The following is a 24,893-nucleotide window of genomic DNA, read 5'->3' as shown; positions in this document are numbered from 1 at the left end:
TAAAGCTTCGTAAAACTAAGTTGATGCTTACGAAGCAAGTTTTACTGCGAAGACAATCACAGAAGTTAAGCTTCGTAAAACTTTTAAGGAGTGAAATTATGTCTGACAACCAAACGTTGGCCGATGTGATCATGCCGCAGCTGGCCGAATCGCTGGTATCGGCAACGATCGGCAAATGGCTGAAAAAGCCCGGTGATCCAGTGGAGCAGTATGAACCGCTGTGTGAGCTGATAACAGATAAAGTCAATGCTGAGCTTCCTTCCACTCTTGATGGAATTATGGGCGAACTGCTCGCAGAGGAAGGTCAGACGGTGAATGTGGGAGAAGTGATCTGCCGTATTGCCGTGCCTGCGTCGTCTGCTGCCGCAACACCTGCAGCTGAGGTGGCTCCGCATGCAGCACCTCCGGCTATGCAGCGTCCTGCCGTTATCCAGTCGCAGGCTGCAGTGCCTGCGGCCCATGCCCAAGCAGCATCCGATGCCCTTGCGCCGATGCGTGCACGTTATTCTCCGGCAGTCCAGACTCTGGCTGCGGAGCATAATGTTAATCTGACTGCCGTGCCGGGCACCGGCATGGGAGGCCGCATCACACGCAAGGATGTGCTGGCCTATATTGAAAGCGGCGTTGCTTCGGCGGCAAGCGCTCCGGCACGGACTCAGGCTCCGGCCGCAGTGCCCCAGCCCGCCTTTCAGGTGCCCCAGCCGGAGCCTGACCAGCAGGAAGTGGTCCAGCAGGTCCGCAATTCCGGCCTGCATCTTAGTGAATCCCCGCGTATTCCGACGATTGAAGTGGAAGGCGGCCGGGGCAGCAGTTCGGAGTTCTTAATCGACGTTACTCCGATCCGCAATACGATTGCAACCAGAATGCGCCAAAGCGTCTCGGAAATTCCCCATGCCTGGACCATGATCGAGGTGGATGTAACGAATCTTGTGGTGCTGCGCAACAAGCTCAAGGATGAGTTCAAGCGCAAGGAAGGTGTCAATCTGACCTATCTGGCTTTCCTGATGAAGGCAGTCGTAAGTGCGATTAAGGATTATCCTATTATGAATTCGGTCTGGGCTGTGGACAAAATCATCGTTAAACGCGATATCAATATCTCTCTGGCGGTGGGCACAGAAGATTCCGTAATGACACCGGTGATCAAAAAGGCCGACCAGAAAAATATAGCCGGACTGGCCCGCGAGATTGAAGAAATGGCCCAGAAGACCCGTGAAGGCAAGCTGCGCCTGGATGATATGCAGGGCGGTACGTTTACAGTGAATAATACAGGATCTTTTGGTTCCATCCTCTCCTATCCAATCATTAATTATCCGCAGGCTGCGATTCTGACGTTTGAATCCATCGTGAAGAAGCCCGTCGTTATTAATGATATGATTGCAGTGCGCTCCATGGCCAACATTTGCCTCTCCCTGGATCACCGGATTCTGGATGGAGTTATTTGCGGACGGTTCCTGCAGCGTGTGAAGGATAATGTGGAGGGATATACGCCGGAGACCAAGCTGTATTGAGCATTTAGAGGACAGGAGACTCGGATAAGGGGCCTGATAATCATGAATAACACGGACAAACGTATACTCGAAATTTCATATGCCCCTTTGGTAGAATACGGCGAAGCCTGGGAGCTGCAGAAAAAAGCGGTTCTTGCCATTGACTCCGGTGAACAGCCGGAGCGGCTTCTTCTTTTGCAGCATCCGCCGACCTATACCATCGGTTCACAGAATCATCCCGAACATCTTCTCCTGGACAGCGTTCAGCTTAAAGAAAAAGGCATAGCGCTGTTTGAAATCGACCGTGGAGGAGATATTACATACCATGGACCCGGCCAGCTTGTCGGTTATCCGCTGCTGAAACTCGGAGAAGAGAGCCGTGTCGATCTGCATGGATACCTGCGTGATTTGGAGTCAGTGATCATTGATTACTTGGCTTCTTACGGAATTATCGGGGACCGCAAGCCGGAATACACGGGAGTCTGGGTTGGAGACGAGAAGATTTGTGCCATCGGCATCAAGTTTAACAAAAGCAAATTCCGGCGCGGTTTCATTACCAGCCATGGTTTTGCTTTTAACATTTCCAAAGGGATTTCCAATCAGGGCTTCGCGGGGATTATCCCTTGCGGGATTACGGAGTATGGAGTGACGTCGCTGGAGGAATGCACCGGGCGTACTTTTGAACTGGAGCAGGTGGCCCGGGAGCTGCTTCCTTTTTTTCTGAAGCATTTTCCATATAGGCCTGTCGGAGTTTTATAGCAGGGGTTGGAGCCGGGAGCGTGCCTCTGCAAAACAGGCCAAACAGCGGCAGGGCAACGCCTGGCCGCTGTGAATAACGTTCCTGTGCCGTTTATCCGGCAAGGAAAGGCTCAATAACAAGTAATAACGTTGAGGCGATCATTGCCAAGAGCATGACATAGACGATAATACGGAACCATTTTTGACGTTGCATGAGTGACTCCTTTGAATTTAGTTTAAGTAATACCATATACCATTACGTATTAGGACAGTTATATAACCATTGTAACGTATCCGTGAAGGAGAGAAAAGTCCATGATAGTACAAGACCGATTGATCCAGGAGTTTATGGAGCTTGTCCGTGTAGATAGTGAGACCGGAAATGAACGGGAGATTGCCGATGTTCTGAAGGGCAAATTCAATGCGCTTGGGCTGGACGTCATCGAGGACGATTCTCAGGAGAGAACGGGACATGGAGCAGGCAACCTGTTTGTGACCTGGCCTGCGGAGAACGGCGGATCGGCACCAAAGCTGTTGTTCACCTGCCATATGGATACCGTTGTTCCCGGACAGGGAATTAAGCCGATACTGGGGGAAGACGGCTGGATCAGAAGCGATGGCAGCACGATTCTTGGCGCTGATGACAAAGCCGGCCTGGCTGCGCTCTTCGAAGCAATCCGTGTGGTTAAGGAGCAGAAGCTGCCGCATGGGCAGATCCAATTTGTCATTACGGCCGGTGAAGAATCCGGGCTGCTCGGTGCCCGGGCGATGGAAGCCAAACATCTGGATGCCGATTTCGGCTTCGCACTGGATTCGAACGGCGAGGTTGGCGCAATTGCTGTGGCTGCACCGACCCAGGCAAGAGTGACGATGCAGATCTTTGGGAAATCGGCTCATGCCGGTGTGAATCCCGAGGATGGCATCAGCGCCATTCAGGTCGCCAGCAAGGCCATTTCGGCCATGAAGCTGGGGCGAATTGATCATGAGACTACCGCCAACATTGGCAAATTTGCCGGCGGAGGCCCGACGAATGTAGTCTGCGACCATGTACAACTGGATGCGGAAGCCCGCAGTATCGTGCAGGAGAAGGTAGAACGGCAAATTGCCGCGATGCGTGAAGCGCTGGAGACAACCGTCCGCGAGCATGGCGCGGAATGCGAATTCCGCAGTGAAATCATCTATCCGGCCTTCAGCTTCAATGAGCATGATCCGGTGGTGCAGCTGGCGGATCGGGCGATTTCCTCGCTTGGGCTAACCACCCGGCTGTTTCATTCCGGCGGCGGCAGCGATGCCAATATCTTCAACGGCTTGAAGGTGCCGACGATCAATCTGGCCATTGGGTATGAGCACATTCACACGACGCAGGAACGGATCAGGGCGGAAGATATTGTCCAGACCTCTCGGCTGGTTGTGGCGATTATCGAAGAAAGCGCCAAAGGCTGAACGCACATGCGGCAAGTCTGATCAACCTGACAAGGAGCTGTTTTCCGGGCCTGATAGCCCCGGGAAACAGCTCCTTGTCTTCATTTTCAGGACAGAAACGTTGACTTCTTCAGTCGATTTATCCGGCCTTGCACGGTCTGCTTCTATGCTCAGCCTGCAGAGACAGGATATATACGAGCGGCATATCACGCCCATATTGCGCCATCCATCCGGCGAGAACCGCTTGAATCTGATCCGGTTTGCCTGCCATCATGACGGCAGCGGAGCTTGTACGGCTGAAGATTTCGTTCATGTCCGTTTCCTTCTTTCCCGTTAAGTTTGCTATAATACACCCTATGCAGAACCAAGACAAAGGAGACCAATAATCTATGGGAATTCATGAAAAGAACCGCAACCCCGCGCTGGATGAAGAGACGTTGTCCACATTGCCTATTTTTGACGGGAAAATAATTACCCTGCAGGTGGACACCGTCCGGCTGCCGGACGGCAATACCGCTACCCGCGAAGTCGTGAAGCATCCTGGCGCAGTGGCAGTTCTCGCCCTGAACAAAGGTAAAATGCTTGTCGTCGAGCAGTACCGTCAGCCGATGCACCGGACCGAAGTGGAGATCCCCGCCGGCAAGCTGGACCCCGGGGAAAATCCGCTGGAAGCGGCAGGCCGTGAGCTGCAGGAAGAAACGGGATACCACAGCGGGGATTTACAGCTGCTGAAATCTTTTTATACCTCTCCGGGCTTTGCGGATGAAATTATTCACCTGTATGTCACAGAGAATGCACAAGCGGGCGATATGGCTCTGGATGAAGACGAATTCCTTGAGGTCTCTGAGCTTACACTGGAGGAAGCGTATCAATATATAGCCGACGGACGGATTGCCGATGCCAAAACGATGATGGCAGTCTATGCCTGGCACCTGCATACGTTAACCGGGCAATGGCACTAGAACCGCAGCTGAAGTCCTGTTACTGTGACCTGCATGTGCATATTGGGCGGACGTCGGAAGGACAGGCGGTCAAAATCAGCGGCAGCCGTGACCTTACCTTTGCCGGAATAGCCAAAGAAGCGGCGCAGCGCAAGGGGATAGAACTGATCGGCATCATCGACAGCCATTCGCCGGGCGTCCTCCGCGATATTCGGGATGCGCTGGAATCCGGCGAGATGACGGTCGCTAAAGGCGGAGGCATCGCCTACCGGGGGACAACGATTGTCCTGGGGACAGAGATCGAGATCCGGGAACCCGGGCGTAAAGAGTGCCATGTGCTGGCCTTTTTGCCCGATTTGGCGGCAATGAGCGATTTTAGCGGCTGGATGAGCCGCCATATGCGGAACGTCAACCTCAGCTCCCAGCGGCTGTATGTTCCGGCGAGAGAGCTGCAGGACGAGATTTACGGCCGCGGGGGTCTGCTGATACCCGCACATATTTTCACGCCTCATAAAGGCTTGTATGGGTGTGCGGCTGAGCGGATGGCAGACCTGTTCGACCTGGACCGGATCGCCGCGGTGGAGCTTGGACTTAGCGCAGATTCGGAAATGGCCGGTTATCTGTCCGAACTGGACCGCTATACCTTCCTGACCAATTCGGATGCCCATTCCCTGGGCAAAATCGGCCGGGAGTATAATGTGCTGGAGCTTGCCGAACCCTCTTTTGCCGAGCTTAAGCTGGCTCTTGAACGTAAAGAGGGGCGGCGTGTCAGCGCCAACTTTGGGCTTAATCCGCGGCTGGGCAAATACCACCGGACCTATTGCGGCGGGTGCGGCAGCATTATTGATGAGGCTTATGCCACCTCGGAGCGTTGTCCGTATTGCGGCAGCCTCAAGCTGGTAAAAGGGGTTTTTGACCGGATCCTCGACATCGCCGACCGCAAGACCCCGTTTGTACCGGCTGACCGGCCGCCGTATCATTACCAAGTGCCGCTGGAATTCATTCCGGGGCTGGGCAAAGCGAAGATGAATCTCCTGCTGCAGGCTTTTAGCACCGAAATGAATATTCTCCATGCCGCTGCAGAAGAGGACATTGCCGCAGTAGTGGGGACAGAACTGGCTGCACATATCGCTGCCGCCCGTTCCGGTACGCTTGCGTTGACGGCGGGCGGCGGCGGGACCTACGGCAAGGTGGCCAAGCCCCGATCCTAACGTCTGGCCTTCAAGGACAAGTCATAGAAAGGGACGTTTCCTCATATGGTGTAACATGTGACCGGAAAGGAGCACGTCCCGATGCGTAATTTAAGGCTGATGATGAAGGAGCAGACGCCTCTGTATATTTTTGTCGCCGTATTATTCCTGGTTGGGGTGGTCTTCGGGGCGCTGATTGTGAGTGCACTGACTATGGATCAGCAGCAGGAGATCGGTGACTATCTGGGCAATTTCTTCATCACCGTTGATCAGCAGGGGCTGCCTGCCGCTCCGGATTCGTTCTGGAGCATTGCGGGTCTGCATCTGAAATGGATTGGGCTGATCTGGATTCTCGGATTGTCGGTGATCGGACTGCCGGGAATCCTCGTTCTGGATTTCCTCAAGGGAGTACTGATCGGTTTCACCGTCGGCTGTCTGGTCAGCCAATATTCCTGGCATGGACTTTTGTTTGCGCTCGTATCGGTCGCTCCGCATAATCTGGTGCTGATCCCGATCCTGCTCATCACCAGTGCAGCTGCCATTGCCTTTTCCCTGCAAATGATCCGCAGCCGTGTGCTGGGCCAGCGCCGGACTGGAGTCACCCGCCCTTTTGCCATGTATACCCTGTTATCTTTTCTGATGGCGGTGCTGGTTATGGGAGTGGCCAGCTTTGAGACCTGGGTTACTCCGGAAATGATGAGATGGGTGACGCCGATGCTGGTGAATATTGCTTGAAAACATTGTTTTAATGCGGGTTTTATGCATATGTGATGTCTCGGCAAAGGTCCAGTAAGCAGCTATCAACGGAGGATTATACAGCTCCAGAGAAAGCAAAGCTTGCTGGGCTTTCTTCAGGGGCCGGAGGGCATGGAGTGCAACGGATACTGTGATTGCTAGCCGGCTGGAGTATACATAAAATAATTGTAGGGTAGCGCGTGATTAAGTGAACGAGGAAGGATAACGCCACATTAAAGGGTTCTAGTCCAGCATCAGCCTTTAAAAGGTGGGAATAGATGGCGCATTCGAAAGCCACTTTCCGGGAGGCATGTTATAAGCCTAGGGCGGAGATCGCTAGAGTGCACTTCATACATCAGGATGGGCAAAAGGAGGCTCGTTTTAGGATTTCAGTGTATTTGGTGCAGCAGGAACCGCAGCATTCGCCGAAAAGTGCCTTGTAGCTGTCCTTTGAATGTACAAAATACATCATTTTGGATGTTTGAGCCTCTTTCAAACCATTCTGAGGTACTTTATACATTAGAACAGATCGACATGACGGGGTTCTTGCTGCTCATACGATAAACTCCGTAACTGCTGGACTCCGCAGCATACCTGCTGAAATAAGGGGAACCATCATTTTAATATGGAAATATTCTATCTGTACCTACATAAAAAATCCCCGAAGTCACGGGATACACGCTCAAAAAATTCATTATCCATTGCCTGCAATGGCAACCCCGCTGAAGCTTCTGGCTCCCAAGGTTGCGGTTCTGATGGCCGATGCTGAGATGGTAACGAACCAAATTCACCCCCGGTGTATCTATAGTTCCATCCTGTGAGATGCGCATATCTAAAAATTGAATGCTCATAATCATTCACCTTTCTTCTCCTAATAACTACTCAATATTGTATGAGTGAAAGGACAGGATGCTTGTACACCCCGATTCTGCACTTCAGCTGGCCGTTAATCCAATCAACAGCCCCCAGTATAAAGAGAGGTTGTCACCGCTGCTAAGGCAGACTAAAACCGTTTGACTTCTCAAAGCGACTCCCCCTATAATGGAAGAAGTGGTTTGACGCCCGGTGCGGTAATTTTCCAAGGGGGAGTGAGACAGGTGGAAGCCCGAATAGACAAGATTAAGCAACAGTTACAATCCCAAGGATACAAGCTTACACCCCAACGGGAAGCGACCTTAAGAGTGCTGCTGGAGAACGAAGAAGATCATCTGAGTGCTGAAGATGTTTTTATGCTTGTGAAAGAGAAAGCCCCCGAGATCGGTCTGGCTACCGTATATCGTACGCTGGAACTGCTCAGTGAGCTTCATGTGGTAGAGAAGATCAACTTTGGCGACGGTGTGGCCCGTTACGATCTGCGTACCGATACGGCCAAACATCACCACCATCATTTGATCTGTGTGCAGTGCGGCAGTATGGATGAGATTCGCGAGGACTGGCTGGGTCCGCTTGAAGAACGGCTGGATCGGGAATTTAATTTCACGGTCATGGACCATAGACTTGATTTTCACGGCATATGCCACCGCTGCAAGGATAAGAATAACACGGACGGGAATGGGAATCGTCCTGAGTAAGCTTTTTTGAAAGATCAGAATTTAATGCTTCGCACTATATATCAGGCTTAACTGTCTGCGACACGAGCTCTCTACGGCTGCAAGGCCGCAAGAGAGCTTTTTAAATGATTGGACGCGGGCTTAGGATACATAACATAAGATTGTGGCGCATAAAGTGAAGGACGAGCAGAAGCCGGGGAGTTCACCTGGTATCAGTTCCTTAGGGGGGCTTCTGCCATTCTGACTTTTGGAGGGATCGCGATGATTGTCTCTATCCCCAGAACCGTGCGCCGGCTCTATTTCATGGTACTGCTGATCGCGCTGAGCTATCTGCTGTACAGCGTCATGAGTTTCCTTGGAGAATGGATCAGCCCGGTGGAGGATTACGGCATTCCCGAGGGAACGGCGGTCAAGGCTTTTCAGGAAACAGCCCGAAACGGTGATGGTCTGAATATAGCGCAGCGGTTGCGCTTCTATTATTGGTACGGGGAGTAATTGCTGCATGGGGAAGCAGGAATCCCCCTAAGGGCTGTCGAAAGAAGCTAAGGTGAGTTCAAGCAAAAAATGCCGGACTTGCAGCATACTGCGAAGCCTCATGTTGAGCCTGCCCACAGTCACAAAGAGCAGCTGCGCAGGACGGGAGCGTGAAAAAATGAAGTCACACTTGCAGCCTTTTATGCTCTATCTGTCCGGGGATAAAGGTCTGTCTCCGAACACGTTGGAGTCTTACGGGCGGGATGTGTCGCAATTCCTGGAGTTTGCCGAAGCGCGGGGTGTTCAAGCTCCAGAAGAAATTCGTAGATCCCACATTATGCTGTATCTGAGCGAGCTGCGCGGAGCCGGCCGGGCCACGGCCACAGTTAACCGGAATACGGTATCGCTCCGTGCTTTTTTTCATTATTTACTGAAGGAACATCTGATTGCCTTGGACCCCACACTTGACATGGAAACGCTGAAGCCGGACAAAAAACCTCCCAGGGTGCTGACGATCCCGGAAATCGAACGGCTGCTCGGTGCCCCGGACGAAGCTTCCTCCCAAGGCATACGCGATAAGGCAATGCTGGAGCTGTTATACGCTACCGGTATCCGGGTTACGGAGCTGATCTCGCTGAATCTGGAGGATGTGCATACCGACATGAAATACGCCCGCTGCACCGGCACTTCCGGCAAAGAGCGGGTTGTACCCATTGGCGCAATCGCCGCAGAATGTGTGGCTGTCTACACCGCCGGGATGCGGGACAAGCTGCTGCGGGGGAACCGGGATGAACCGGCCCTGTTCCTAAATAGTCTGGGCGGAAGATTAACCCGGCAGGGCTTCTGGAAAATCATTAAGAAATACGCCCGGGAAGCCGGCATAGATGAGGATATCACGCCGCACACGTTGCGCCATTCCTTCGCAGCCCATCTGCTGGAAGGTGGTGCGGATCTGCGCTCGGTGCAGCAGATGCTGGGGCATGCCGATATATCGACGACACAGATCTATAGCGGAATCGCCCGCAAAAATATGAAGGAAGTCTACGAAAGCCATCATCCTAGAGCCAGGTAATCCTGGCCGGGGGTGCTTTTTCCGACTAAGATCGTTATGATGGAATCATACTGAAGGAACAGGCTGCGGCTTGGCTGCAGATTAGGGCGCACAGCGAAACGGATACCCTTGCGGGTACAGCCGTTTCTTCACGTTTCATGATGAAGCTAAGAAGATGCAGATGAGAAGGAGTGAAGACGTTAATGTCCACTTTTAAACGAATTGGTTTTATTGTACTTGATAGCGTAGGGATTGGCGAAGCACCGGATGCGGCGGGTTTTGGCGATGCGGGTTCGCATACGCTGGGTCATATTTTGCAGCGGGTGCCGGGACTGAAGCTGCCTAATCTTCAAAAGCTGGGGCTGGCGAATATTGCGCCGCTGCCTCCGCTTGAACCGGTTGAGGCGCCGACTGCCTACTACGGCAAGATGCAGGAAGTTTCGGTAGGCAAAGATACGATGACCGGCCACTGGGAACTGATGGGCCTTAAGATAGAGGTTCCGTTCAATACGTATTTTGACGGTTTCCCGGCAGAGCTGATTGAGAAATTTGAAGCGGCAACCGGACGGAAGGTGATCGGGAACAAGCCGGCTTCGGGGACCGAAATCCTGGTCGAATACGGCGAAGAGCAGATGAAGACCGGAGCCTGGATTGTGTACACCTCGGCGGACAGCGTGTTCCAGCTTGCGGCGCATGAGGATATCATCCCGCTTGAGGAGCTGTACAGTGCCTGCACAATAGCCCGTGAGCTGACGATGGCTCCCGAGTTCTCAGTAGGCCGTGTCATTGCCCGTCCTTATGTAGGCGAACCCGGCAATTTCGTACGTACGCCGAACCGCCACGATTACGCGGTGAAGCCGCCGGAGCCGACAGTGATGAACGCGCTGGAGGATATCGGCAAGGATGTGATTGCCGTAGGCAAGATCAATGATATTTTTACAGGTGAAGGGGTTACGGCATCGTATCCGACAAAAAGCAACGCCCATGGCATTGAGCTGACTATAGCGGAGCTGCGCAAGCCGTTTGAAGGTTTCCTGTTCACGAACCTTGTGGATTTTGATTCCCTCTACGGACACCGCCGCGATCCGGAAGGTTACGGGCGTGCCCTGGAGGAATTTGATGCCGCGCTGCCGGAGATTCTCTCCACACTGGGGCAGGATGATCTGCTGATCATCTCAGCTGACCACGGCAATGACCCGATCCACAGCGGAACCGATCATACGCGTGAGTATGTGCCGCTGCTCGTATACAGCCCGCGCCTTGCGTCTCCCGGCAATCTGGGCATCCGCAGCACATTTTCCGATGTGGCGGCGACGATTGCGGACAACTTTGGGGCGAAGGCTCCGAAGTACGGGACAAGCTTTTTGGCAGAACTGAAATAAAAATCAAGGAGGCGGTTCAATAATGACAATTATAACCCAACAACAAATACAGGAAGCAGCCATTTATATTAAGGATCAAAGCACAGTAGCTCCCGAGATCGGCTTGATCCTGGGTTCCGGCCTCGGCGTACTGGCGGACCTGATTACGGATGAAATCAGCATTCCGTATCATCAAATTCCGCATTTTCCGGTCTCTACGGTAGAGGGCCACGAAGGCGAGCTGCTGATCGGGATGATCGAAGGACGCCGGGTAGTGATGATGAAAGGCCGTTTCCACATGTATGAAGGCTACGGGCCGGAGGTTACAGCATTTCCGGTACGGGTCATGAAGGAGCTGGGTGTAACCAGCCTGCTGGTAACCAATGCTGCCGGAGGAGTGAACCTCGATTATTCCCCCGGGGATCTGATGCTGCTCACCGACCATTTGAATCTGACTGGACGCAATCCATTGACGGGGCCGAATGACCCGGCGCTGGGCGTCCGTTTCCCTGATATGTCTTCGGCTTACAGCCGCCGCCTGATCGAGGTTGCGAAGGCAACGGCTGCCGAGCAGGATTTTGAGTTCAAAGAAGGCGTATATGCGGGTCTGCTGGGTCCATGCTATGAAACGCCGGCTGAGATCGTTATGCTGCGCCGCCAAGGTGCGGATGCGGTAGGTATGTCCACAGTATCGGAGACGATTGTGGCCCGCCATGCAGGAATCGAGGTGCTTGGCATCTCTTGTATCACCAATATGGCTGCCGGCATTCTGGACCAGCCTTTGAACCATGTCGAGGTCATGGAGACGGCGGAGCGTGTGCGCGAGCGTTTCCTGAAGCTGGTATTGGGCTTTATTCCGAAGATGTAGGGTTTCGCCACAACATTTAACATCACTCTAAATACCGGGAGGATTCATTTTATGACAGAAGCAAATACCCCAGCTTATGGCCAGCAGGTCAAGGAAGCGGCTGAATATATCAAGTCCAGACTAGGAGGTTACACGCCAAGCATCGGTCTGATCCTCGGCTCGGGCCTTGGCGATCTGGGTGACCAAATCGAAGAAGCCGTGTACCTTCCTTACGAAGAAATCCCGCATTTTCCGCGTTCTACGGTCGAAGGCCATGCCGGACGTTTTGTTATCGGCAAGCTGGAGGGCAAGGATGTAATTATCATGCAGGGCCGTTTTCATTATTATGAAGGTTATGCAATGCGCAAGGTTGTGCTGCCCGTGTACGTCCTGGCGAAGCTTGGCGTAGGGACCCTTGTGATTACCAACGCAGGCGGCGGTATGAACAGAGGTTTCAAAGCCGGGGACCTGATGCTGATTACGGACCATCTGAACATGACCGGCGACAATCCGCTGATCGGACCAAATGATCCGGAGCTGGGTGTACGTTTCCCCGATATGTCCCGGGCTTATGATCCTGAATATATTGCCTTGGCCAAAAAGCTGGCATCCGAAGTCAAAGGTGCTGACGGTGAAACGCTTGTGCTGCAAGAAGGCGTCTATGCCGGCATCAGCGGCCCGACTTACGAAACACCGGCTGAGCTGAAGATGCTCGCTTACCTGGGCGGAGACGCTGTTGGGATGTCCACGGTCCCTGAAGTCATTGTAGCTAGCCACAGCAAGCTGCGTGTGCTTGGCATCACCTGCATCACTGATATGGCGATTGGCGATGAGCTGGAGCCGCTCACACACGAGCAAGTGGTCAAAGTAGCGAATCAAACCAAACCGAAATTCATCGGTCTGGTCCGCGCATTCGTGCGTGAGGTACAGGTATAATATGAGAGTTGTCGATATTATCCAGAAAAAAAGGGACGGCGGAGAGCTCAGCGGCGAGGAAATTGCTTTTCTGATTCAGGGCTACAGCCGCGGTGAAATTCCCGACTATCAGGTTTCGGCTTGGGCCATGGCCGTCTATTTTCAAGGCATGAATGCCCGGGAGACCGGTGATCTGACCCTGGAGATGGCGAAGTCCGGCGACCAGGTGGATCTTAGCCCGATTGCCGGAATCAAGGTGGATAAGCATTCGACAGGCGGAGTAGGCGACAAAACAACCGTCGTGCTCGCGCCGCTCGTGGCTGCGGCAGGAGTGCCGGTAGCCAAGATGTCGGGCCGCGGTCTCGGGCACACCGGCGGTACCATCGACAAGCTGGAGTCCATTTCCGGCTTCTCGGTGGAGATGGACCGCGAGCGCTTTTTCGCCCAGGTCGGCGAGATTGGGGCGGCGGTGATCGGCCAATCCGGCAATATTACGCCGGCGGACAAGAAATTGTATGCCCTGCGTGATGTCACGGGGACTGTGCAATCCATTCCGCTGATCGCCAGTTCCGTAATGAGCAAAAAGATTGCCGCCGGGGCCGATGCGATCGTGCTGGATGTCAAAACCGGCAGCGGCGCATTCATGAAGACGCTGGACGATTCCATCAAACTGGCACAGGCGATGGTGGACATCGGCAGCCATCTGGGCCGCAACACGGTAGCCGTGATCAGCGATATGGATCAGCCGCTCGGTTATGGCATCGGCAATGCACTGGAAATCAAGGAAGGCATTGACACGTTGAAGGGACAGGGACCCAAGGATCTCGAGGAAGTCTGTCTTATCCTTGGCAGCCATATGCTGGTCCTGGGCGGCAAAGCCCGGGATGAAGCGGAAGCCCGCTCCATCCTCAAGACTCATATTGAGGATGGCACCGCGCTTGAGAAGCTCAAGCAGATGGTCGGGGCCCAAGGCGGGGATGTCTCGCAGATCGAGTCCCCGGATACGCTGCCGACTGCAGAACGCCTCATTGAGGTGAAAGCTGAAGCCGCTGGTTACGTAGAAGGCATTCAAGCCGAGGAAATCGGCATTGCAGCCATGCTGCTTGGAGCCGGACGCGAGACCAAAGAATCCGTAATTGATTTGGCGGTGGGCATTCATTTGTCCAAAAAGGTCGGAGATGCGGTAGCAGCCGGCGAGACGCTGGCTGTACTCCATGTCAATCACGCTAGTGAGGGCAAGGTGCAGGAAGCGCGGAACAAGGTGCTGGAAGCCTACCGCATTTCTGCACAACCGGTGGCTCCGCTGCCGCTGGTGTACGCGATTGTCACTAAAGAGGGTGTAACGCGGTTCTAACCACTGGGTTATCCGCTACGCATGTTATCGCGTATAAAGCCAGTATCCGGGTTTCGAACTTCCGGGTCATCTGTTCAAGTTTCTCACATACAAGAAATCGCTCCTTTTGGGCGGTTTCTTTTTTTTATGCAGAAATTTGGCTCAACCGGTACGGAATTATTGACCAAGTAAGCAGGGGCGCCACTATATCTGACATCAGCTGGTACCCTTCCGGCAGGTTTATCTGTTCAGCACAAGAAAAGGGGAGTAGTTTTGGCAGGGGAGTACATTGTGGACGTTTCTGTTATTACGTTAGTATAAATTCTAACATCATAATACCCATCTGGTTCTGCTTGGCGGTGATCATGCCGTTTAAGGAAATGTTGTTACCGCTTCTAGGAATAATCAAACTTGCAGGCAGCATAGCCGAGGAGGAACTTTAATGGCACTTCAGCAAACAATTACGGTTTATAACACACTGGACAGCGCTTATGTTACTGGTGGGAAGGTCGGTCAATTATTCGACGCCTATCCGGATGTAACGGTGCAAGTTCAGAAGGTGGAGGGGGAAAAAGGAAGTACCGAATTCATCAAAATTGTCGTGAAAGGCAGCGAAGGCAAACTAAAAGGGGGTTCTGCCCCTACCTTTGGTATTGTAGGCCGTCTCGGCGGGATCGGTGCCCGTCCAAGCCGGATCGGCATCGTATCCGATGCGGATGGGGCAGTGGCTGCAGTTGCGGCGGCCCTGAAGCTGGCGGATATGCAGACCAAAGGCGATGTGCTGAAGGGGGATGTCATCATTACGACGCATATTTGCCCGGATGCGCCAACCTTGCCGCATGAACCCGTTGACTTCATGGATTCACCGGTGGATATTCTGCAAATGAATGAATATGAGGTGCTGCCCGAAATGGAAGCGGTGTTGTCCATTGACACCACCAAGGGCAACCGGGTGATCAATCATAAGGGGATTGCGATTTCTCCGACTGTCAAAGAGGGGTATATCTTGCGGGTCAGCGAGGATCTGCTGCGGATCCTGGAAATGACGACAGGCCAGCTGCCGGTTACTTTTCCGGTGACAACCCAGGATATTACGCCTTATGGGAATGACCTCTACCATATTAACTCCATTCTTCAGCCAGCCGTGGCTACAGATGCACCGGTGGTGGGCTTGGCGATTACTGCCCAATCGATGGTTCCCGGCTGCGGCACGGGTGCGAGCCATGAGGTTGATATTGCTTCCGCGGTCCGGTTCGCGGTGGAAACGGCCAAAGAAGTGACACAGGGAAGCTGTGAGTTCTACAATAAAGCCGAGTTTGCGCGGATTACGCAGTTGTACGGAACGATGAAGGTACTGCAAACCTCGGGCAAGCCGGCGGTATCTCCGCTTTAAGCTTGAACCCTGGGGTAATTTGGCTGGAAGGAGGCATGCCGTAAGATGAAGACGGTGGGCTTGATTACCATTGGGCAAGCGCCCAGAAGCGATGTCGCCCCTATCCTGGAGAAGTATTTGGAAGGCCGCGCCCGGCTGGTCCAGGCCGGGGTGCTGGATGGTCTTACCCATGCACAGATCAGCGATGCCTTTGGTCCGGGCGATGGCGAATATGTATTGACTTCCCGGATGTCCGACGGAACGGCGGTCATTGTCTCCCGGGAACGTATTCAGTCCACACTGCAGGGGAAGATAGACCGTATGGAAGCTGATGGCATTCGTACCATCCTGCTGCTCTGCACCGGTGTATTTCCGGAGCTGCATACAAAGCATGCCCATCTGATTGAACCGGACCGGATTATTCCCGGGACGGTTAAGGCGATGATTGGCAGCCGCCGTCTTGGCCTGATCGGCCCCCTCGCGGAGCAGGAGGACCACATGAATGAGAAGTTTACTGACGGGGGCACAGCTTCCCTGCCTTTTGCCGCTGTATCGCCGTATACGGGGGGCGAAGAGCAATTCCGCGCGGCTGCCCGGCAGCTGCAGGGCCGGGTGGACCTGATTGTACTTGACTGTATGGGTTATGTGGAGCAGCATAGAGAATGGGTATCCTCGGCAGGGGTCCCCGTAGTGCTGTCCAATGCCCTGATGGGCAAACTGGTAGCCGAAATGGTCTAAAGCGGGAGGAAGCAGATTACGATGAACGAACAACGGATTGAAATCAGTAAAAATGTGCTCAGGGACTGCCTGGGCTTAAGCAGCCATGAAGTGCTGGCAGTTATAGCGGATGATGCCAAGCGGGAGCTGGGCGAATCCATCTATGAGGCAGGCAAAAGGCTGGGAGCGGAAACCCTATTTCTCCTGATGCAGGAGCGGAGCAAATCCGGGGAGGAACCGCCAGCAGCCATTGCGGAGGCGATGATCCGTGCGGACGTTGCGGTATGTGTTACCGAGCATTCCATGACACATACCCGGGCACGCAAGGAAGCGGCTGCTTCCGGCACCCGCGTGGCCACAATGCCCGGCATGACCGATGATATGTTCAGCCATGGAGCCATTAACGCAGATTATCCGCAGGTGAAGGCGTTGACGGAGAGAGTAACCGCGATGCTGAGCGGCGGCAGCACGGTCCGTATTGCGAAAGAGGGATACAGTTTGACGGTGCCCATCCATGGCCGCGACGGTGTTCCAAGCACAGGCATGTACCTGAACCCGGGTGAATCGGGCAATCTGCCTTCCGGCGAAGCCTATATCGCCCCTGTGGAAGGGACGGCAGAAGGGCAGATTCTGGTGGATGGTTCGGTAGCAGGCATTGGTGCGCTTAAGACCCCCATGCTGCTGACAGTAGCGCAAGGTAAATTGAGTGCTGCTGAAGGCGAAGCCGGAGAACAGCTGCTGAAGATGCTTGGCGAAGGCGATGGGCGCTGGCTTGGCGAATTCGGCATCGGCACGAATAATAAAGCAAGAATCACCGGAGTGGTGCTGGAAGATGAGAAGGTCTATGGGACGATTCATGTTGCTTTTGGCAGCAATAATACATTTGGCGGCACCATCGCCGCAGGAGTTCATATCGATGCCGTTGTCATGAAGCCGGATGTGTATATTGATGACGTGCTGATTATGCGGGCCGGAGAGTTGATTTAAACGGCTGGGATGAGGAATAGTGGGAAAAGAGGTGGCAGCGATGCTGGGGATCATTCGTGTCATTACGCTTGCGGATCAGCCGTCCATTGACCTGCATGGGGAACTGATCAAGCACAGGTTTGGATTGTCGGTAATGAGCCGCTGTATTCCGGATCAGCCTATGGGCGTTTATAATGAGGAGACTGAAGCGTTGGCAGTGCCTAAGATTATCCGGCTGGCACAAGAGCTGGAACAAAGCGGCTGTACCGCAATCGGCATCAGCTGCGCGGCGGACCCGGCACTTCCGGAAGCTAGAGCCGCTGTTTCGGTACCGGTGCTGGGAGCGGGCTCTTGTGCGGCCCATCTCGCACTTACGGCAGCCGGTAAGGTAGGCGTTCTGACCATTTTGAACGAGGTGCCACCGTACATCCGTAGTATCCTCGGCGAAGCTTATATTGGGATGGACCGTCCAGATGGAGTGGTAACTACTCTCGACCTGAATACTCCGGCTGGGCGTACCGGAGCGCTTGCCGGAGCGGCGCGGCTGGTGGACCTCGGAGCGGAGGCCATTGTGCTGGCCTGTACAGGCTTCGCGACCATTGGACTTGCGGCCGGGCTGGAGCGGGAGCTTGGCGTCCGCGCACTGGACCCGATCCTTTCCCTGGGTGCAGCAGTCGCAGTATCGGCGGCTGGAGTGGACCGGAACTAGTACACGCTGTTTCACAATATAACGAGGTGGCAGATTTGAAATAACGGACGCTCTCATGAACCACAGGTTCGATGAGAGCGTTTTTACGTCATTTTTGGCCGGAATAGTGGAATTTCCGATAATTATCCATTTTGTTCACACTTAATATTTGCTAAACTATCTAAAAATGACTATGTAATCTGGTGGACAGTCGAAGGGGGATATTGGATGGACACAAGAGGAATTACATTAAGAGAGCTGATGCAGCTGCCTATTCTTAGTACGGCCCGAGTGATCAGCGGTGAACAGGGTGTGGACAGGATCGTGCGTTTTGTGGACATTATGGAGGTTCCCGACCTGAAAGGCTGGGTAAGCGAAGGCGTGATGCTGCTGACGACCGCCTATTCTATTCGTCACGACCCCTCCTTGCTGACGGCGCTGGTGCATACCCTGGACAGTCTGGGTGCTGCCGCTCTGGCGATCAAGCCCGCCCGCTTCCTCAAGGAAATCCCGCAGGCGGCCATTGAAGCCAGCAACGCTTGCGGTTTGCCGATTGTGGAGATTCCTCCCGAGATTCCCTATACAGACATTACCCAGCCCGTGATGGAGCTGCTTCTGGGGCGCCAGGCCATGCTGCTGCGCAGGGCGGAGGAAGTCTACCGCACCCTGACTACAATGGTTCTGGAGAACAGCGGGATTCAGGCGGTCAGCGACAATGTGGCCGAGTTCCTGAAGGCGCCTGTGGCTCTGGTCGACAATGACCGCAGAATTATCGTGTCTTCGCCGTCCGGTTTTGATTGGAGCGGGAAAGAGACGCCGCTGACCTGGAACATTAACGTGGACCGGAGGCAGGTTGCTAGATTGCTGGTGGATAAGGACAGGCTGGATGATATGGAGCAGGTGGGGATCGAGCAGGCGAGACTGGTATTTGCGCTGGAACTGATGCGTAAAAAAGTGGCTGAAGATACCGAAGTCCGCTTGCGCGGCAATTTCATTGATGAGCTGCTTACCCCACCCCTGCCTTCCCGCCATGAAGTGGAGAGGCGTGCGCGTCAGCTCGGGATGAACCCCGCCCATAAGTGGGAGGTGGCCGTCATAGAAGGGGAGACAGCACCGAAGGAAGAGAACGTGACCCGACTCCTGGAGAGGGAAGCGAAAAGACGCGGGGTCACTCCCCATGTGGAGTTCCGCTCCAACCGGGCGGTGCTGTTCCTGCCGACACCGGATACACGGCGTACGGGCACCGGCACCACTGAGGAGGATTCATGGGGGAAGACACTGGAAAACTGGCTTCAGGATAAAAATGAAGGGCTTGGTGGCTTCCGTACAGGAATGGGAACCTCGGAGCATCTGTGGGATATTCACACCAGCTATAATGCGGCACGCCGGGCACTGTCCATCTCTGGCCGTCTCGGACAAGGAACGGGAAGCGGCGGGGTCACGAGATTTGAAGATGTAGAGGTATACCACCTGCTGGAGGCTACGAACGGACCGGGTTTTGCTGCATTGTTCGAACGGAAGCTAGGCAAGCTGCGCCAATATGACCAGGAGCATGACAGCAATATGCTGCTGACCTTCTATCATTATCTGGAATGCCGGGGTAGCCTGATCGAGACGGCGAACAGCCTGTACATCCACCGGAATTCGGTGAAATACCGCCTCGAGCGTATCCGTGATATTACCGGCTTTGACCTGAACGATCCCCGTGAGCAATTTGTCTGTCATTTATGCCTGATCTACTACTATTTACAGGAAAAATAAAAGGAGGACCTTTTTTTCGGCATATAGTGTCAGGAAACATTACATTCGTGTGGGGTTATAGTGCACAATCGACAAACGGTTGTGCATTTTTTTAGCTGAACGGGACGTAGAGTGCCGGCTGAATTCTATGTAGAATTAGCACAACTACCAAAGAGATTATAAGAAACAGCACGGTTCCTAACATGAAACGTCGGGTTCTGCGAAACCCAGGTCTTTAGTGCTGGACATCAGAGAAGTAGTAAAGGGGCTGATTCATTGTTTGCTTACACATTAAAAAGACTGGGTCAGATGATTCCGGCCTTGCTGGGGATTGTGGTCATTACGTTTATTCTCTCCCGGGTACTGCCGGGCGATCCGGCCATCATGATGGCCGGAGAACAGGCCCCCGAGGAGACCATCGCCAAAATCCGCCAGGATATGGGGCTGGACAAGCCGCTCTATATTCAATTTTTTACTTACCTGGGCCAATTGTTTCAAGGGGATATCGGCTACGCGTACCATACAGGCCATTCCGTGGCGAGTGACCTGGCGACCCGGTTTCCGGCTACCATTGAGCTTACGCTTACCAGCATTCTGATTGCTATATTGATTGCCATTCCCGTAGGCATCATAGCGGCAACGCGCAAGGAATCTATCATTGACCATATCTCGCGCGTATTTTCCCTGATTGGCGCCTGTGTGCCGATCTTCTGGCTGGGGCTGATGTTCATCTATATCTTCTATTCCATACTGGGCTGGGCGCCGGCGCCGATGGGCCGGATCAGCGGTGATCTGAACCCGCCGGTCCATATTACCGGACTATACGTTCTGGACAGTCTGCTCTCGGGAGACATGGCTGCCTTAAAAAGCAGCATCGTCCATCTGATCCTGCCGGCGATTTGCCTGAGTACCGGAACGATGGCCATCGTGGCCCGCATGACCCGCTCCAGCATGCTGGAAGTGATTGATCAGGACTTTGTGCGGACGGCACGGGCCAAAGGACTTCGCGAATCGGCTGTCATCTACAAGCATGCTTTGCTTAACGCCTTGATTCCAACCCTAACCGTACTTGGACTGCAGTTCGGGTATCTGATGGGAGGCGCGGTCATTACAGAGACGATCTTCTCCTGGCCGGGAATCGGCGGTTATGTGACAGATTCCATTCTGGCAGCAGACTATGCACCGATCCAGGCTTTCACCCTGGTCAGTGCGATTCTGTACTGCGGAATCAATCTGGCCGTCGATCTGATCTATGGCCTGATTGATCCGCGAATCCGCTATGAGTAAACCACGCCATGAGAGGAGGACAACCGATTTGAGCACTGCTGCACAGTCAGCCCAGGGCAATGCCATGAAACCTGCGGCTGCACCCAAACCCAAAACATTCCTGCGCCTGCTTCTGCGTAATCGTCTGGCCGCGCTGGGTCTTATCTTTATACTGATCTGGACATTGACAGCCCTTATAGCCCCATGGATCGCTCCGTATGATCCGTATGCAACGGATATGCCGAACAAACTGCAGGGTCCCTCGGGCAGCCACTGGTTCGGCACGGACAACTTCGGGCGGGATATTCTCAGCCGGGTATTGTACGGAGCCCGGATCAGTATCTGGACCGGCCTTATCGCCGTGGCGATCTCCTTCCTGATCGGCGTTCCGCTGGGCGGAATTGCCGCCTATTACGGGGGACGCACAGGAACAATTATCATGCGCCTCATGGATGTGCTGTTGTCCTTTCCGTCCCTTGTATTGTCCATGGCGATTGCCGCCTCCATCGGAGCGGGGCTGAGCAGCGCAATGATTGCAGTCGGCATCGTTGGCATTCCGGAGTTCGCGCGGCTGATGTTCGGCCAGACCGTATCGCTTCGGGAAAAAGAATACGTCGAAGCCAGCCGGGCCATCGGCGTGAAGGACAAGGTCATTTTGTTCCAGCATATTCTCCCTAATGCGCTGGCGCCGCTGCTGGTTCAGGCCACCCTTGGAATGGGCTTTGCCATTCTGACGGCTTCGAGTCTCAGCTTTCTCGGGCTTGGCGTCAAACCGCCGATTGCCGAGTGGGGCGCGATGATCTCTGAAGGCCGGGAGTACATTATATCCGGCCAGTGGTGGCTGGTCACTTTCCCCGGCTTGTCTATTGCCACTTCCATTCTGGGCTTCAATCTGCTCGGCGACGGTTTCCGGGATGTGCTTGATCCACGGTTGCGTTCGGGCAAATAGGCGGAGGAGTGGCTTAAAGAGACAAGCCGCCGGACTCTGCCGTTGCCCGGTAAATATATAGCAGCATTTCAAAGACCGTGCATTCAAACCTAAGTTTCAAAAGGGAGGAATTACAGATGAAAAAAGTAAAATGGCTGTCCCCACTCATCGCTTTCTCAGTCCTGCTCTCCGGATGCGTGAACAGCGCCAATCCACAGACACCTGCTGCCAGCAGCGGCACTTCCGCTACAGCGGAAACCACAGGAGAATCTGCGGTCAAGCCGAACCTGACCGTCGCTTATTCCGAGGGTGGCACCACGCTGGACCCTGCTGAAGCCAATGACCTGACTTCGGATACACTGGTACTGGCTACCTACGACCAGCTTGTGACCTATGGCATCAAAAACGTGGACGGTGCGGATATTGCCAACACCGAGGATATCCAGCCGATGCTCGCCGAGAGCTGGGAAGTGTCCGCCGACAATACGGTGTACACCTTCAAGCTTAAGTCTGGAGTGAAATTTCAGAGCGGCAATCCGGTGGATGCCGAGGCGGTGGCTTACTCTTTTGACCGTGTCGGCAAATCAAGCTCCGGAAGCTTCCTCTACGGTATGGCTGCCATCAAATCGGTAACGGCCAAGGATGAATCCACCGTGGAAGTAGTACTGAATAATCCGAATCATATGTTCCTGCAAATCATTGCCATGTATACCTTCTCGATCGTAGACCAGAAGGCGGTGGAAGGGCAGAATGCCGATTACCTGAAGACGAACGCAGCAGGCTCCGGTCCGTTCAAGCTGGAGAAATGGGACCCGGCCAGCGAAGCGGTGTTCACGGCCAATGAGACTTATTGGCAAGGGGCGCCGAAGCTCGGCAAGGTCACACTGAAGTTCACCAAAGAAGCCTCGAACCGTGTGCTGTTGCTAAGCAAAGGCGACGTGGATATGTCGATCGAAATTCCTCCCAAGGATGTTAACTCCCTTCAAGGAAACAATGAATTGAATATTCAGTCCAATGCCAGCAACCGGATTCTGTTCTTCGCCATGAATAATAAGGTTAAGCCGTTTGACAATGTAAAAGTTCGCCAGGCCGTCTCCTACGCAATTCCTTATGACGAGCTGCTCAGCGGAGTTATGTATGGACAGGCCAAGCAGATGAAGAGCTCGGTGGCCAGCAATACTCCGGGCTTCACGGATGCAGGATATGTGTACGAGTACAATCTGGATAAAGCGAAAGCACTGCTTAAGGAAGCAGGCTACGAGAATGGTTTTACCTTTGACTTTACCCTCGGCTCCGGATTTGACGATTGGGAGGACGATGCCGTATTGATTCAGGCCGAACTGGCCAAAATCGGCGTAACGATGAACATCAACAAGCTGGCGCGCGCCCAATTCCTGGAGAAGCAAAAGGAAAACAACCTGACCTCCTACATCTCCAAATGGACTTCTTTTGTCAATGATCCCGGCTACCACCTTGGCTTCCTGCTGTACGGTAAAGGGTCATCCAACTATATCAACTATCAGAATGCCGAAGTAGACAAGCTGTGGGAGCAAGCGAACAACGAGACCGACCAGCAAAAACGCAGTGAGCTGTACAAGAAAGCGCAAGAGATCATCAATACGGAAGCGCCATGGGCTTACCTGTATGAATACAACCGCATCGTCGGCATGAACAAAAATATCAGCGGTTATGCGTTCTACCCGGATGAAGTTATCCGCTTCTACCCGTTGTCCAAACAGGAATAGAATAATTTTTTGACAAGAGAGCACAGGCGGGCAGCTGGCCTGTGTCCCTCTTTTTCCAAGTTTGAAAGGAGATCATACAATGACAGATTGGAAAAGAAAAGTATTGGCTGCAATTGACGAACAACAGGACGAACTGCTGGCCTTATGCTCAAAGCTGATTCAGTTCCCTTCGGAGAACCCGCCGGGCGACTCGCGCGAGATCAGTGCGTTCATTATTGATTATTTGCATCAGGCCGGAATAGCTACTTCTATTTATCCTGCGACGGAAACGATGCTGAATCTGGTATCGACCTTGTCTGCAACGGCTGAAGACCGTATTTCCAAAAAACTGATTTTCTGCGGACACACCGATGTTGTGCCTGCGGGCGACCGGTCCCGCTGGGATTTTGATCCCTTTAGCGGAGCTATCGAGGACGGCTATTTGCTGGGACGGGGTGCGTCCGATATGAAAGCCGGGCTGGCCGGGCAGATTTTTGCCATGACGCTGCTGGCGAAGCTGGGGGTCCCGCTGCGCGGAGATCTGGCTCTGCTCGTCGTGCCGGATGAAGAGACAGGCGGCCATCTTGGAGTGCCGTGGGTGCTGGAACGCGGCCTTGTCACGGGAACCGCTGCTGTCATTGCAGAGCCTTCGGGACCGCAGAATCCGACGATCGGCCAGAAAGGCAGCTGCTGGTTCGAATTCACGGTGGAAGGCACGCCGGGCCACGGAAGTCTGTCGCCGATTGTAGGGGACAGTGCGATTGTCAAAGCTGCCAAGGGGATAGAGGCGCTGCAAAGATTGTGGGACATCAAGCCGGACATTCCCGAAGAAGTCAAAGAAATTATCCGTATCTCCCAGGAGTATGTGAAAGAAAGCGAGCAGGACGGCTCGCTTGCCTGGCAGGTCTTCGACCATGTCACCGTGAATATCGGCACCATCCAGGGCGGAACCAAAGTTAATGTCGTGGCTGACCGCTGCACCATTCAGGTCGATTCACGCGTGCCTTTCGGTGTGGATTACCGTGATGTGCTGGACCGGGCCCGTTCCCTGCTGCTTGAAGCAGGCATTGAATCCGAAGTGAAGGGTTTCGGCTTCCAGGGCAATGCGAACTGGACTTCTTCGGAAGAGCAGATTGTCACCGATCTGGTCAGCAGCATCAGCGAGGTGAGCAGCAAGGAAGCCTATGGCGTGCTCCAGTGGGCCTCCAGCGATGCCAGACATTTCCGCACGCATCGTATTCCGGTATTGCAGTATGGTCCGGCGGAGCTGTCGACCATTCATAACTTTAATGAGAAGGCACCGGTGTGGCAGATCATCCAGTGTGCCAAAGTATATGCCTTGACTGCCCTTAAGTATTTAGAGGTAGAGGTGGAAGCTGGTGTAAATACGGTGAAGAATCAAGCCTAAGACGCTGATTACAGTGAAGCCCGGGGACAGACCTATACAA

24 protein-coding genes are annotated in these 24,893 nt (G+C 53.8%); 22 read left to right on the top strand and 2 right to left on the bottom strand.

The features are described 5' to 3' along the window. The first annotated feature begins 98 nt into the window (after positions 1 to 98). Together IEY53_RS10700 and lipB are read left to right on the top strand one after the other, a co-directional pair. Positions 99 to 1,508, top strand: coding sequence for a dihydrolipoamide acetyltransferase family protein (locus tag IEY53_RS10700; RefSeq protein ID WP_189024701.1), 1,410 nt, complete (start codon positions 99 to 101; stop codon positions 1,506 to 1,508). A gap of 42 nt (positions 1,509 to 1,550) precedes the next feature. Then, a complete protein-coding gene (gene lipB, locus IEY53_RS10695) occupies positions 1,551 to 2,246 on the top strand; it encodes a lipoyl(octanoyl) transferase LipB (RefSeq protein WP_189024691.1) in 696 nt (231 codons plus the stop codon). A 91-nt stretch (positions 2,247 to 2,337) separates the two neighbouring features. On the opposite strand, the gene prli42 is transcribed toward lipB, so the two are convergent. After that, the gene (gene prli42 / locus IEY53_RS10690) at positions 2,338 to 2,439 is read right to left on the bottom strand and encodes a stressosome-associated protein Prli42 (RefSeq protein ID WP_189024690.1); all 102 of its coding nucleotides are present in this window, start codon (positions 2,437 to 2,439) and stop codon (positions 2,338 to 2,340) included. Positions 2,440 to 2,540: 101 nt separating this feature from the next. Between prli42 and IEY53_RS10685 the strand changes: the two genes are divergently transcribed. Next, complete coding sequence (locus IEY53_RS10685) at positions 2,541 to 3,668, top strand: tripeptidase T (RefSeq protein WP_189024688.1); 1,128 nt, start codon at positions 2,541 to 2,543, stop codon at positions 3,666 to 3,668. A 118-nt stretch (positions 3,669 to 3,786) separates the two neighbouring features. On the opposite strand, the gene IEY53_RS10680 is transcribed toward IEY53_RS10685, so the two are convergent. Next, positions 3,787 to 3,960, bottom strand: coding sequence for a hypothetical protein (locus tag IEY53_RS10680; protein ID WP_189024686.1), 174 nt, complete (start codon positions 3,958 to 3,960; stop codon positions 3,787 to 3,789). A 76-nt stretch (positions 3,961 to 4,036) separates the two neighbouring features. On the opposite strand from IEY53_RS10680, the gene IEY53_RS10675 reads away from it, so the two are divergent. From IEY53_RS10675 to IEY53_RS10590, 19 genes are all read left to right on the top strand, one after another. Next, positions 4,037 to 4,609, top strand: coding sequence for an NUDIX hydrolase (locus tag IEY53_RS10675; RefSeq protein WP_189024684.1), 573 nt, complete (start codon positions 4,037 to 4,039; stop codon positions 4,607 to 4,609). Next, positions 4,600 to 5,799, top strand: coding sequence for an endonuclease Q family protein (locus tag IEY53_RS10670; RefSeq protein ID WP_189024682.1), 1,200 nt, complete (start codon positions 4,600 to 4,602; stop codon positions 5,797 to 5,799). Before IEY53_RS10675 ends, IEY53_RS10670 begins: the two co-directional genes overlap by 10 nt. Before the next feature lie 81 nt (positions 5,800 to 5,880). After that, the gene (gene spoIIM, locus IEY53_RS10665) at positions 5,881 to 6,513 is read left to right on the top strand and encodes a stage II sporulation protein M (protein WP_189024680.1); all 633 of its coding nucleotides are present in this window, start codon (positions 5,881 to 5,883) and stop codon (positions 6,511 to 6,513) included. A gap of 1,097 nt (positions 6,514 to 7,610) precedes the next feature. Beyond that, positions 7,611 to 8,084: a ferric iron uptake transcriptional regulator gene (fur, locus tag IEY53_RS10660; protein WP_189024678.1), complete on the top strand. Its 474-nt coding sequence runs from the start codon at positions 7,611 to 7,613 to the stop codon at positions 8,082 to 8,084. Positions 8,085 to 8,324: 240 nt separating this feature from the next. Beyond that, positions 8,325 to 8,558: a DUF4227 family protein gene (locus tag IEY53_RS10655; protein WP_189024676.1), complete on the top strand. Its 234-nt coding sequence runs from the start codon at positions 8,325 to 8,327 to the stop codon at positions 8,556 to 8,558. 157 nt (positions 8,559 to 8,715) lie between these two features. Beyond that, positions 8,716 to 9,609 carry a site-specific tyrosine recombinase XerD gene (xerD, locus tag IEY53_RS10650; RefSeq protein WP_189024674.1) on the top strand — a complete coding sequence of 298 codons (894 nt, stop codon included), beginning with the start codon at positions 8,716 to 8,718 and terminating at the stop codon, positions 9,607 to 9,609. A 182-nt stretch (positions 9,610 to 9,791) separates the two neighbouring features. Further along, entirely contained in the window at positions 9,792 to 10,970 is a 1,179-nt protein-coding gene (gene deoB, locus IEY53_RS10645) for a phosphopentomutase (RefSeq protein ID WP_189024672.1), read from the top strand. 22 nt (positions 10,971 to 10,992) lie between these two features. After that, positions 10,993 to 11,817, top strand: a complete 825-nt coding sequence (locus IEY53_RS10640) for a purine-nucleoside phosphorylase (protein ID WP_189024670.1) — start codon at positions 10,993 to 10,995, stop codon at positions 11,815 to 11,817. Between the two features lie 51 nt (positions 11,818 to 11,868). Continuing rightward, positions 11,869 to 12,732 carry a purine-nucleoside phosphorylase gene (locus IEY53_RS10635; protein ID WP_189024668.1) on the top strand — a complete coding sequence of 288 codons (864 nt, stop codon included), beginning with the start codon at positions 11,869 to 11,871 and terminating at the stop codon, positions 12,730 to 12,732. A 1-nt stretch (position 12,733) separates the two neighbouring features. Further along, positions 12,734 to 14,065, top strand: coding sequence for a pyrimidine-nucleoside phosphorylase (locus IEY53_RS10630; protein ID WP_189024667.1), 1,332 nt, complete (start codon positions 12,734 to 12,736; stop codon positions 14,063 to 14,065). Between the two features lie 421 nt (positions 14,066 to 14,486). Further along, positions 14,487 to 15,437, top strand: a complete 951-nt coding sequence (locus IEY53_RS10625; RefSeq protein WP_189024666.1) for a DUF1177 domain-containing protein — start codon at positions 14,487 to 14,489, stop codon at positions 15,435 to 15,437. Between the two features lie 45 nt (positions 15,438 to 15,482). Next, positions 15,483 to 16,154 carry an AroM family protein gene (locus tag IEY53_RS35015; protein WP_229696080.1) on the top strand — a complete coding sequence of 224 codons (672 nt, stop codon included), beginning with the start codon at positions 15,483 to 15,485 and terminating at the stop codon, positions 16,152 to 16,154. 21 nt (positions 16,155 to 16,175) lie between these two features. After that, complete coding sequence (locus IEY53_RS35010) at positions 16,176 to 17,120, top strand: aminopeptidase (RefSeq protein ID WP_229696079.1); 945 nt, start codon at positions 16,176 to 16,178, stop codon at positions 17,118 to 17,120. A gap of 40 nt (positions 17,121 to 17,160) precedes the next feature. Further along, a complete protein-coding gene (locus IEY53_RS10615; RefSeq protein ID WP_189024875.1) occupies positions 17,161 to 17,808 on the top strand; it encodes an aspartate/glutamate racemase family protein in 648 nt (215 codons plus the stop codon). A gap of 207 nt (positions 17,809 to 18,015) precedes the next feature. Continuing rightward, complete coding sequence (locus IEY53_RS10610; protein ID WP_189024665.1) at positions 18,016 to 19,548, top strand: PucR family transcriptional regulator; 1,533 nt, start codon at positions 18,016 to 18,018, stop codon at positions 19,546 to 19,548. 255 nt (positions 19,549 to 19,803) lie between these two features. Further along, complete coding sequence (locus IEY53_RS10605; protein WP_189024664.1) at positions 19,804 to 20,814, top strand: ABC transporter permease; 1,011 nt, start codon at positions 19,804 to 19,806, stop codon at positions 20,812 to 20,814. Positions 20,815 to 20,878: 64 nt separating this feature from the next. Beyond that, positions 20,879 to 21,742, top strand: coding sequence for an ABC transporter permease (locus tag IEY53_RS10600; RefSeq protein WP_189024874.1), 864 nt, complete (start codon positions 20,879 to 20,881; stop codon positions 21,740 to 21,742). A gap of 116 nt (positions 21,743 to 21,858) precedes the next feature. Beyond that, positions 21,859 to 23,466, top strand: coding sequence for an ABC transporter substrate-binding protein (locus tag IEY53_RS10595; protein ID WP_189024663.1), 1,608 nt, complete (start codon positions 21,859 to 21,861; stop codon positions 23,464 to 23,466). A gap of 79 nt (positions 23,467 to 23,545) precedes the next feature. Continuing rightward, on the top strand, positions 23,546 to 24,853 hold the full coding sequence (locus tag IEY53_RS10590; RefSeq protein ID WP_189024662.1) for a M20 family metallopeptidase: 1,308 nt from the start codon (positions 23,546 to 23,548) through the stop codon (positions 24,851 to 24,853). Positions 24,854 to 24,893: the final 40 nt, after the last annotated feature.

Origin of the sequence: Paenibacillus albidus (assembly GCF_014644435.1) — a bacterium.
GTDB lineage: Bacteria > Bacillota > Bacilli > Paenibacillales > Paenibacillaceae > Paenibacillus_AQ > Paenibacillus_AQ albidus.
Note: the sequence above shows the minus strand (reverse complement) of the source record. Positions and strands in the feature narration are given on the sequence as shown.

What these genes read in the sequence shown, in the direction of transcription:
- IEY53_RS10625 (WP_189024666.1), top strand. Translation starts at nt 14,487, where the DNA reads ATGGCACTTCAGCAAACAATTACGGTTTATAACACACTGGACAGCGCT.
- IEY53_RS10610 (WP_189024665.1), top strand. Translation starts at nt 18,016, where the DNA reads ATGGACACAAGAGGAATTACATTAAGAGAGCTGATGCAGCTGCCTATT.
- IEY53_RS10655 (WP_189024676.1), top strand. Translation starts at nt 8,325, where the DNA reads ATGATTGTCTCTATCCCCAGAACCGTGCGCCGGCTCTATTTCATGGTA.
- IEY53_RS10590 (WP_189024662.1), top strand. Translation starts at nt 23,546, where the DNA reads ATGACAGATTGGAAAAGAAAAGTATTGGCTGCAATTGACGAACAACAG.
- IEY53_RS10685 (WP_189024688.1), top strand. Translation starts at nt 2,541, where the DNA reads ATGATAGTACAAGACCGATTGATCCAGGAGTTTATGGAGCTTGTCCGT.
- IEY53_RS10675 (WP_189024684.1), top strand. Translation starts at nt 4,037, where the DNA reads ATGGGAATTCATGAAAAGAACCGCAACCCCGCGCTGGATGAAGAGACG.
- spoIIM (WP_189024680.1), top strand. Translation starts at nt 5,881, where the DNA reads ATGCGTAATTTAAGGCTGATGATGAAGGAGCAGACGCCTCTGTATATT.
- IEY53_RS10635 (WP_189024668.1), top strand. Translation starts at nt 11,869, where the DNA reads ATGACAGAAGCAAATACCCCAGCTTATGGCCAGCAGGTCAAGGAAGCG.
- IEY53_RS10600 (WP_189024874.1), top strand. Translation starts at nt 20,879, where the DNA reads ATGAAACCTGCGGCTGCACCCAAACCCAAAACATTCCTGCGCCTGCTT.
- IEY53_RS35010 (WP_229696079.1), top strand. Translation starts at nt 16,176, where the DNA reads ATGAACGAACAACGGATTGAAATCAGTAAAAATGTGCTCAGGGACTGC.
- IEY53_RS35015 (WP_229696080.1), top strand. Translation starts at nt 15,483, where the DNA reads ATGAAGACGGTGGGCTTGATTACCATTGGGCAAGCGCCCAGAAGCGAT.
- IEY53_RS10670 (WP_189024682.1), top strand. Translation starts at nt 4,600, where the DNA reads ATGGCACTAGAACCGCAGCTGAAGTCCTGTTACTGTGACCTGCATGTG.
- IEY53_RS10680 (WP_189024686.1), bottom strand. Translation starts at nt 3,960, where the DNA reads ATGAACGAAATCTTCAGCCGTACAAGCTCCGCTGCCGTCATGATGGCA.
- prli42 (WP_189024690.1), bottom strand. Translation starts at nt 2,439, where the DNA reads ATGCAACGTCAAAAATGGTTCCGTATTATCGTCTATGTCATGCTCTTG.
- deoB (WP_189024672.1), top strand. Translation starts at nt 9,792, where the DNA reads ATGTCCACTTTTAAACGAATTGGTTTTATTGTACTTGATAGCGTAGGG.
- IEY53_RS10595 (WP_189024663.1), top strand. Translation starts at nt 21,859, where the DNA reads ATGAAAAAAGTAAAATGGCTGTCCCCACTCATCGCTTTCTCAGTCCTG.
- IEY53_RS10630 (WP_189024667.1), top strand. Translation starts at nt 12,734, where the DNA reads ATGAGAGTTGTCGATATTATCCAGAAAAAAAGGGACGGCGGAGAGCTC.
- lipB (WP_189024691.1), top strand. Translation starts at nt 1,551, where the DNA reads ATGAATAACACGGACAAACGTATACTCGAAATTTCATATGCCCCTTTG.
- IEY53_RS10700 (WP_189024701.1), top strand. Translation starts at nt 99, where the DNA reads ATGTCTGACAACCAAACGTTGGCCGATGTGATCATGCCGCAGCTGGCC.
- xerD (WP_189024674.1), top strand. Translation starts at nt 8,716, where the DNA reads ATGAAGTCACACTTGCAGCCTTTTATGCTCTATCTGTCCGGGGATAAA.
- IEY53_RS10615 (WP_189024875.1), top strand. Translation starts at nt 17,161, where the DNA reads ATGCTGGGGATCATTCGTGTCATTACGCTTGCGGATCAGCCGTCCATT.
- IEY53_RS10640 (WP_189024670.1), top strand. Translation starts at nt 10,993, where the DNA reads ATGACAATTATAACCCAACAACAAATACAGGAAGCAGCCATTTATATT.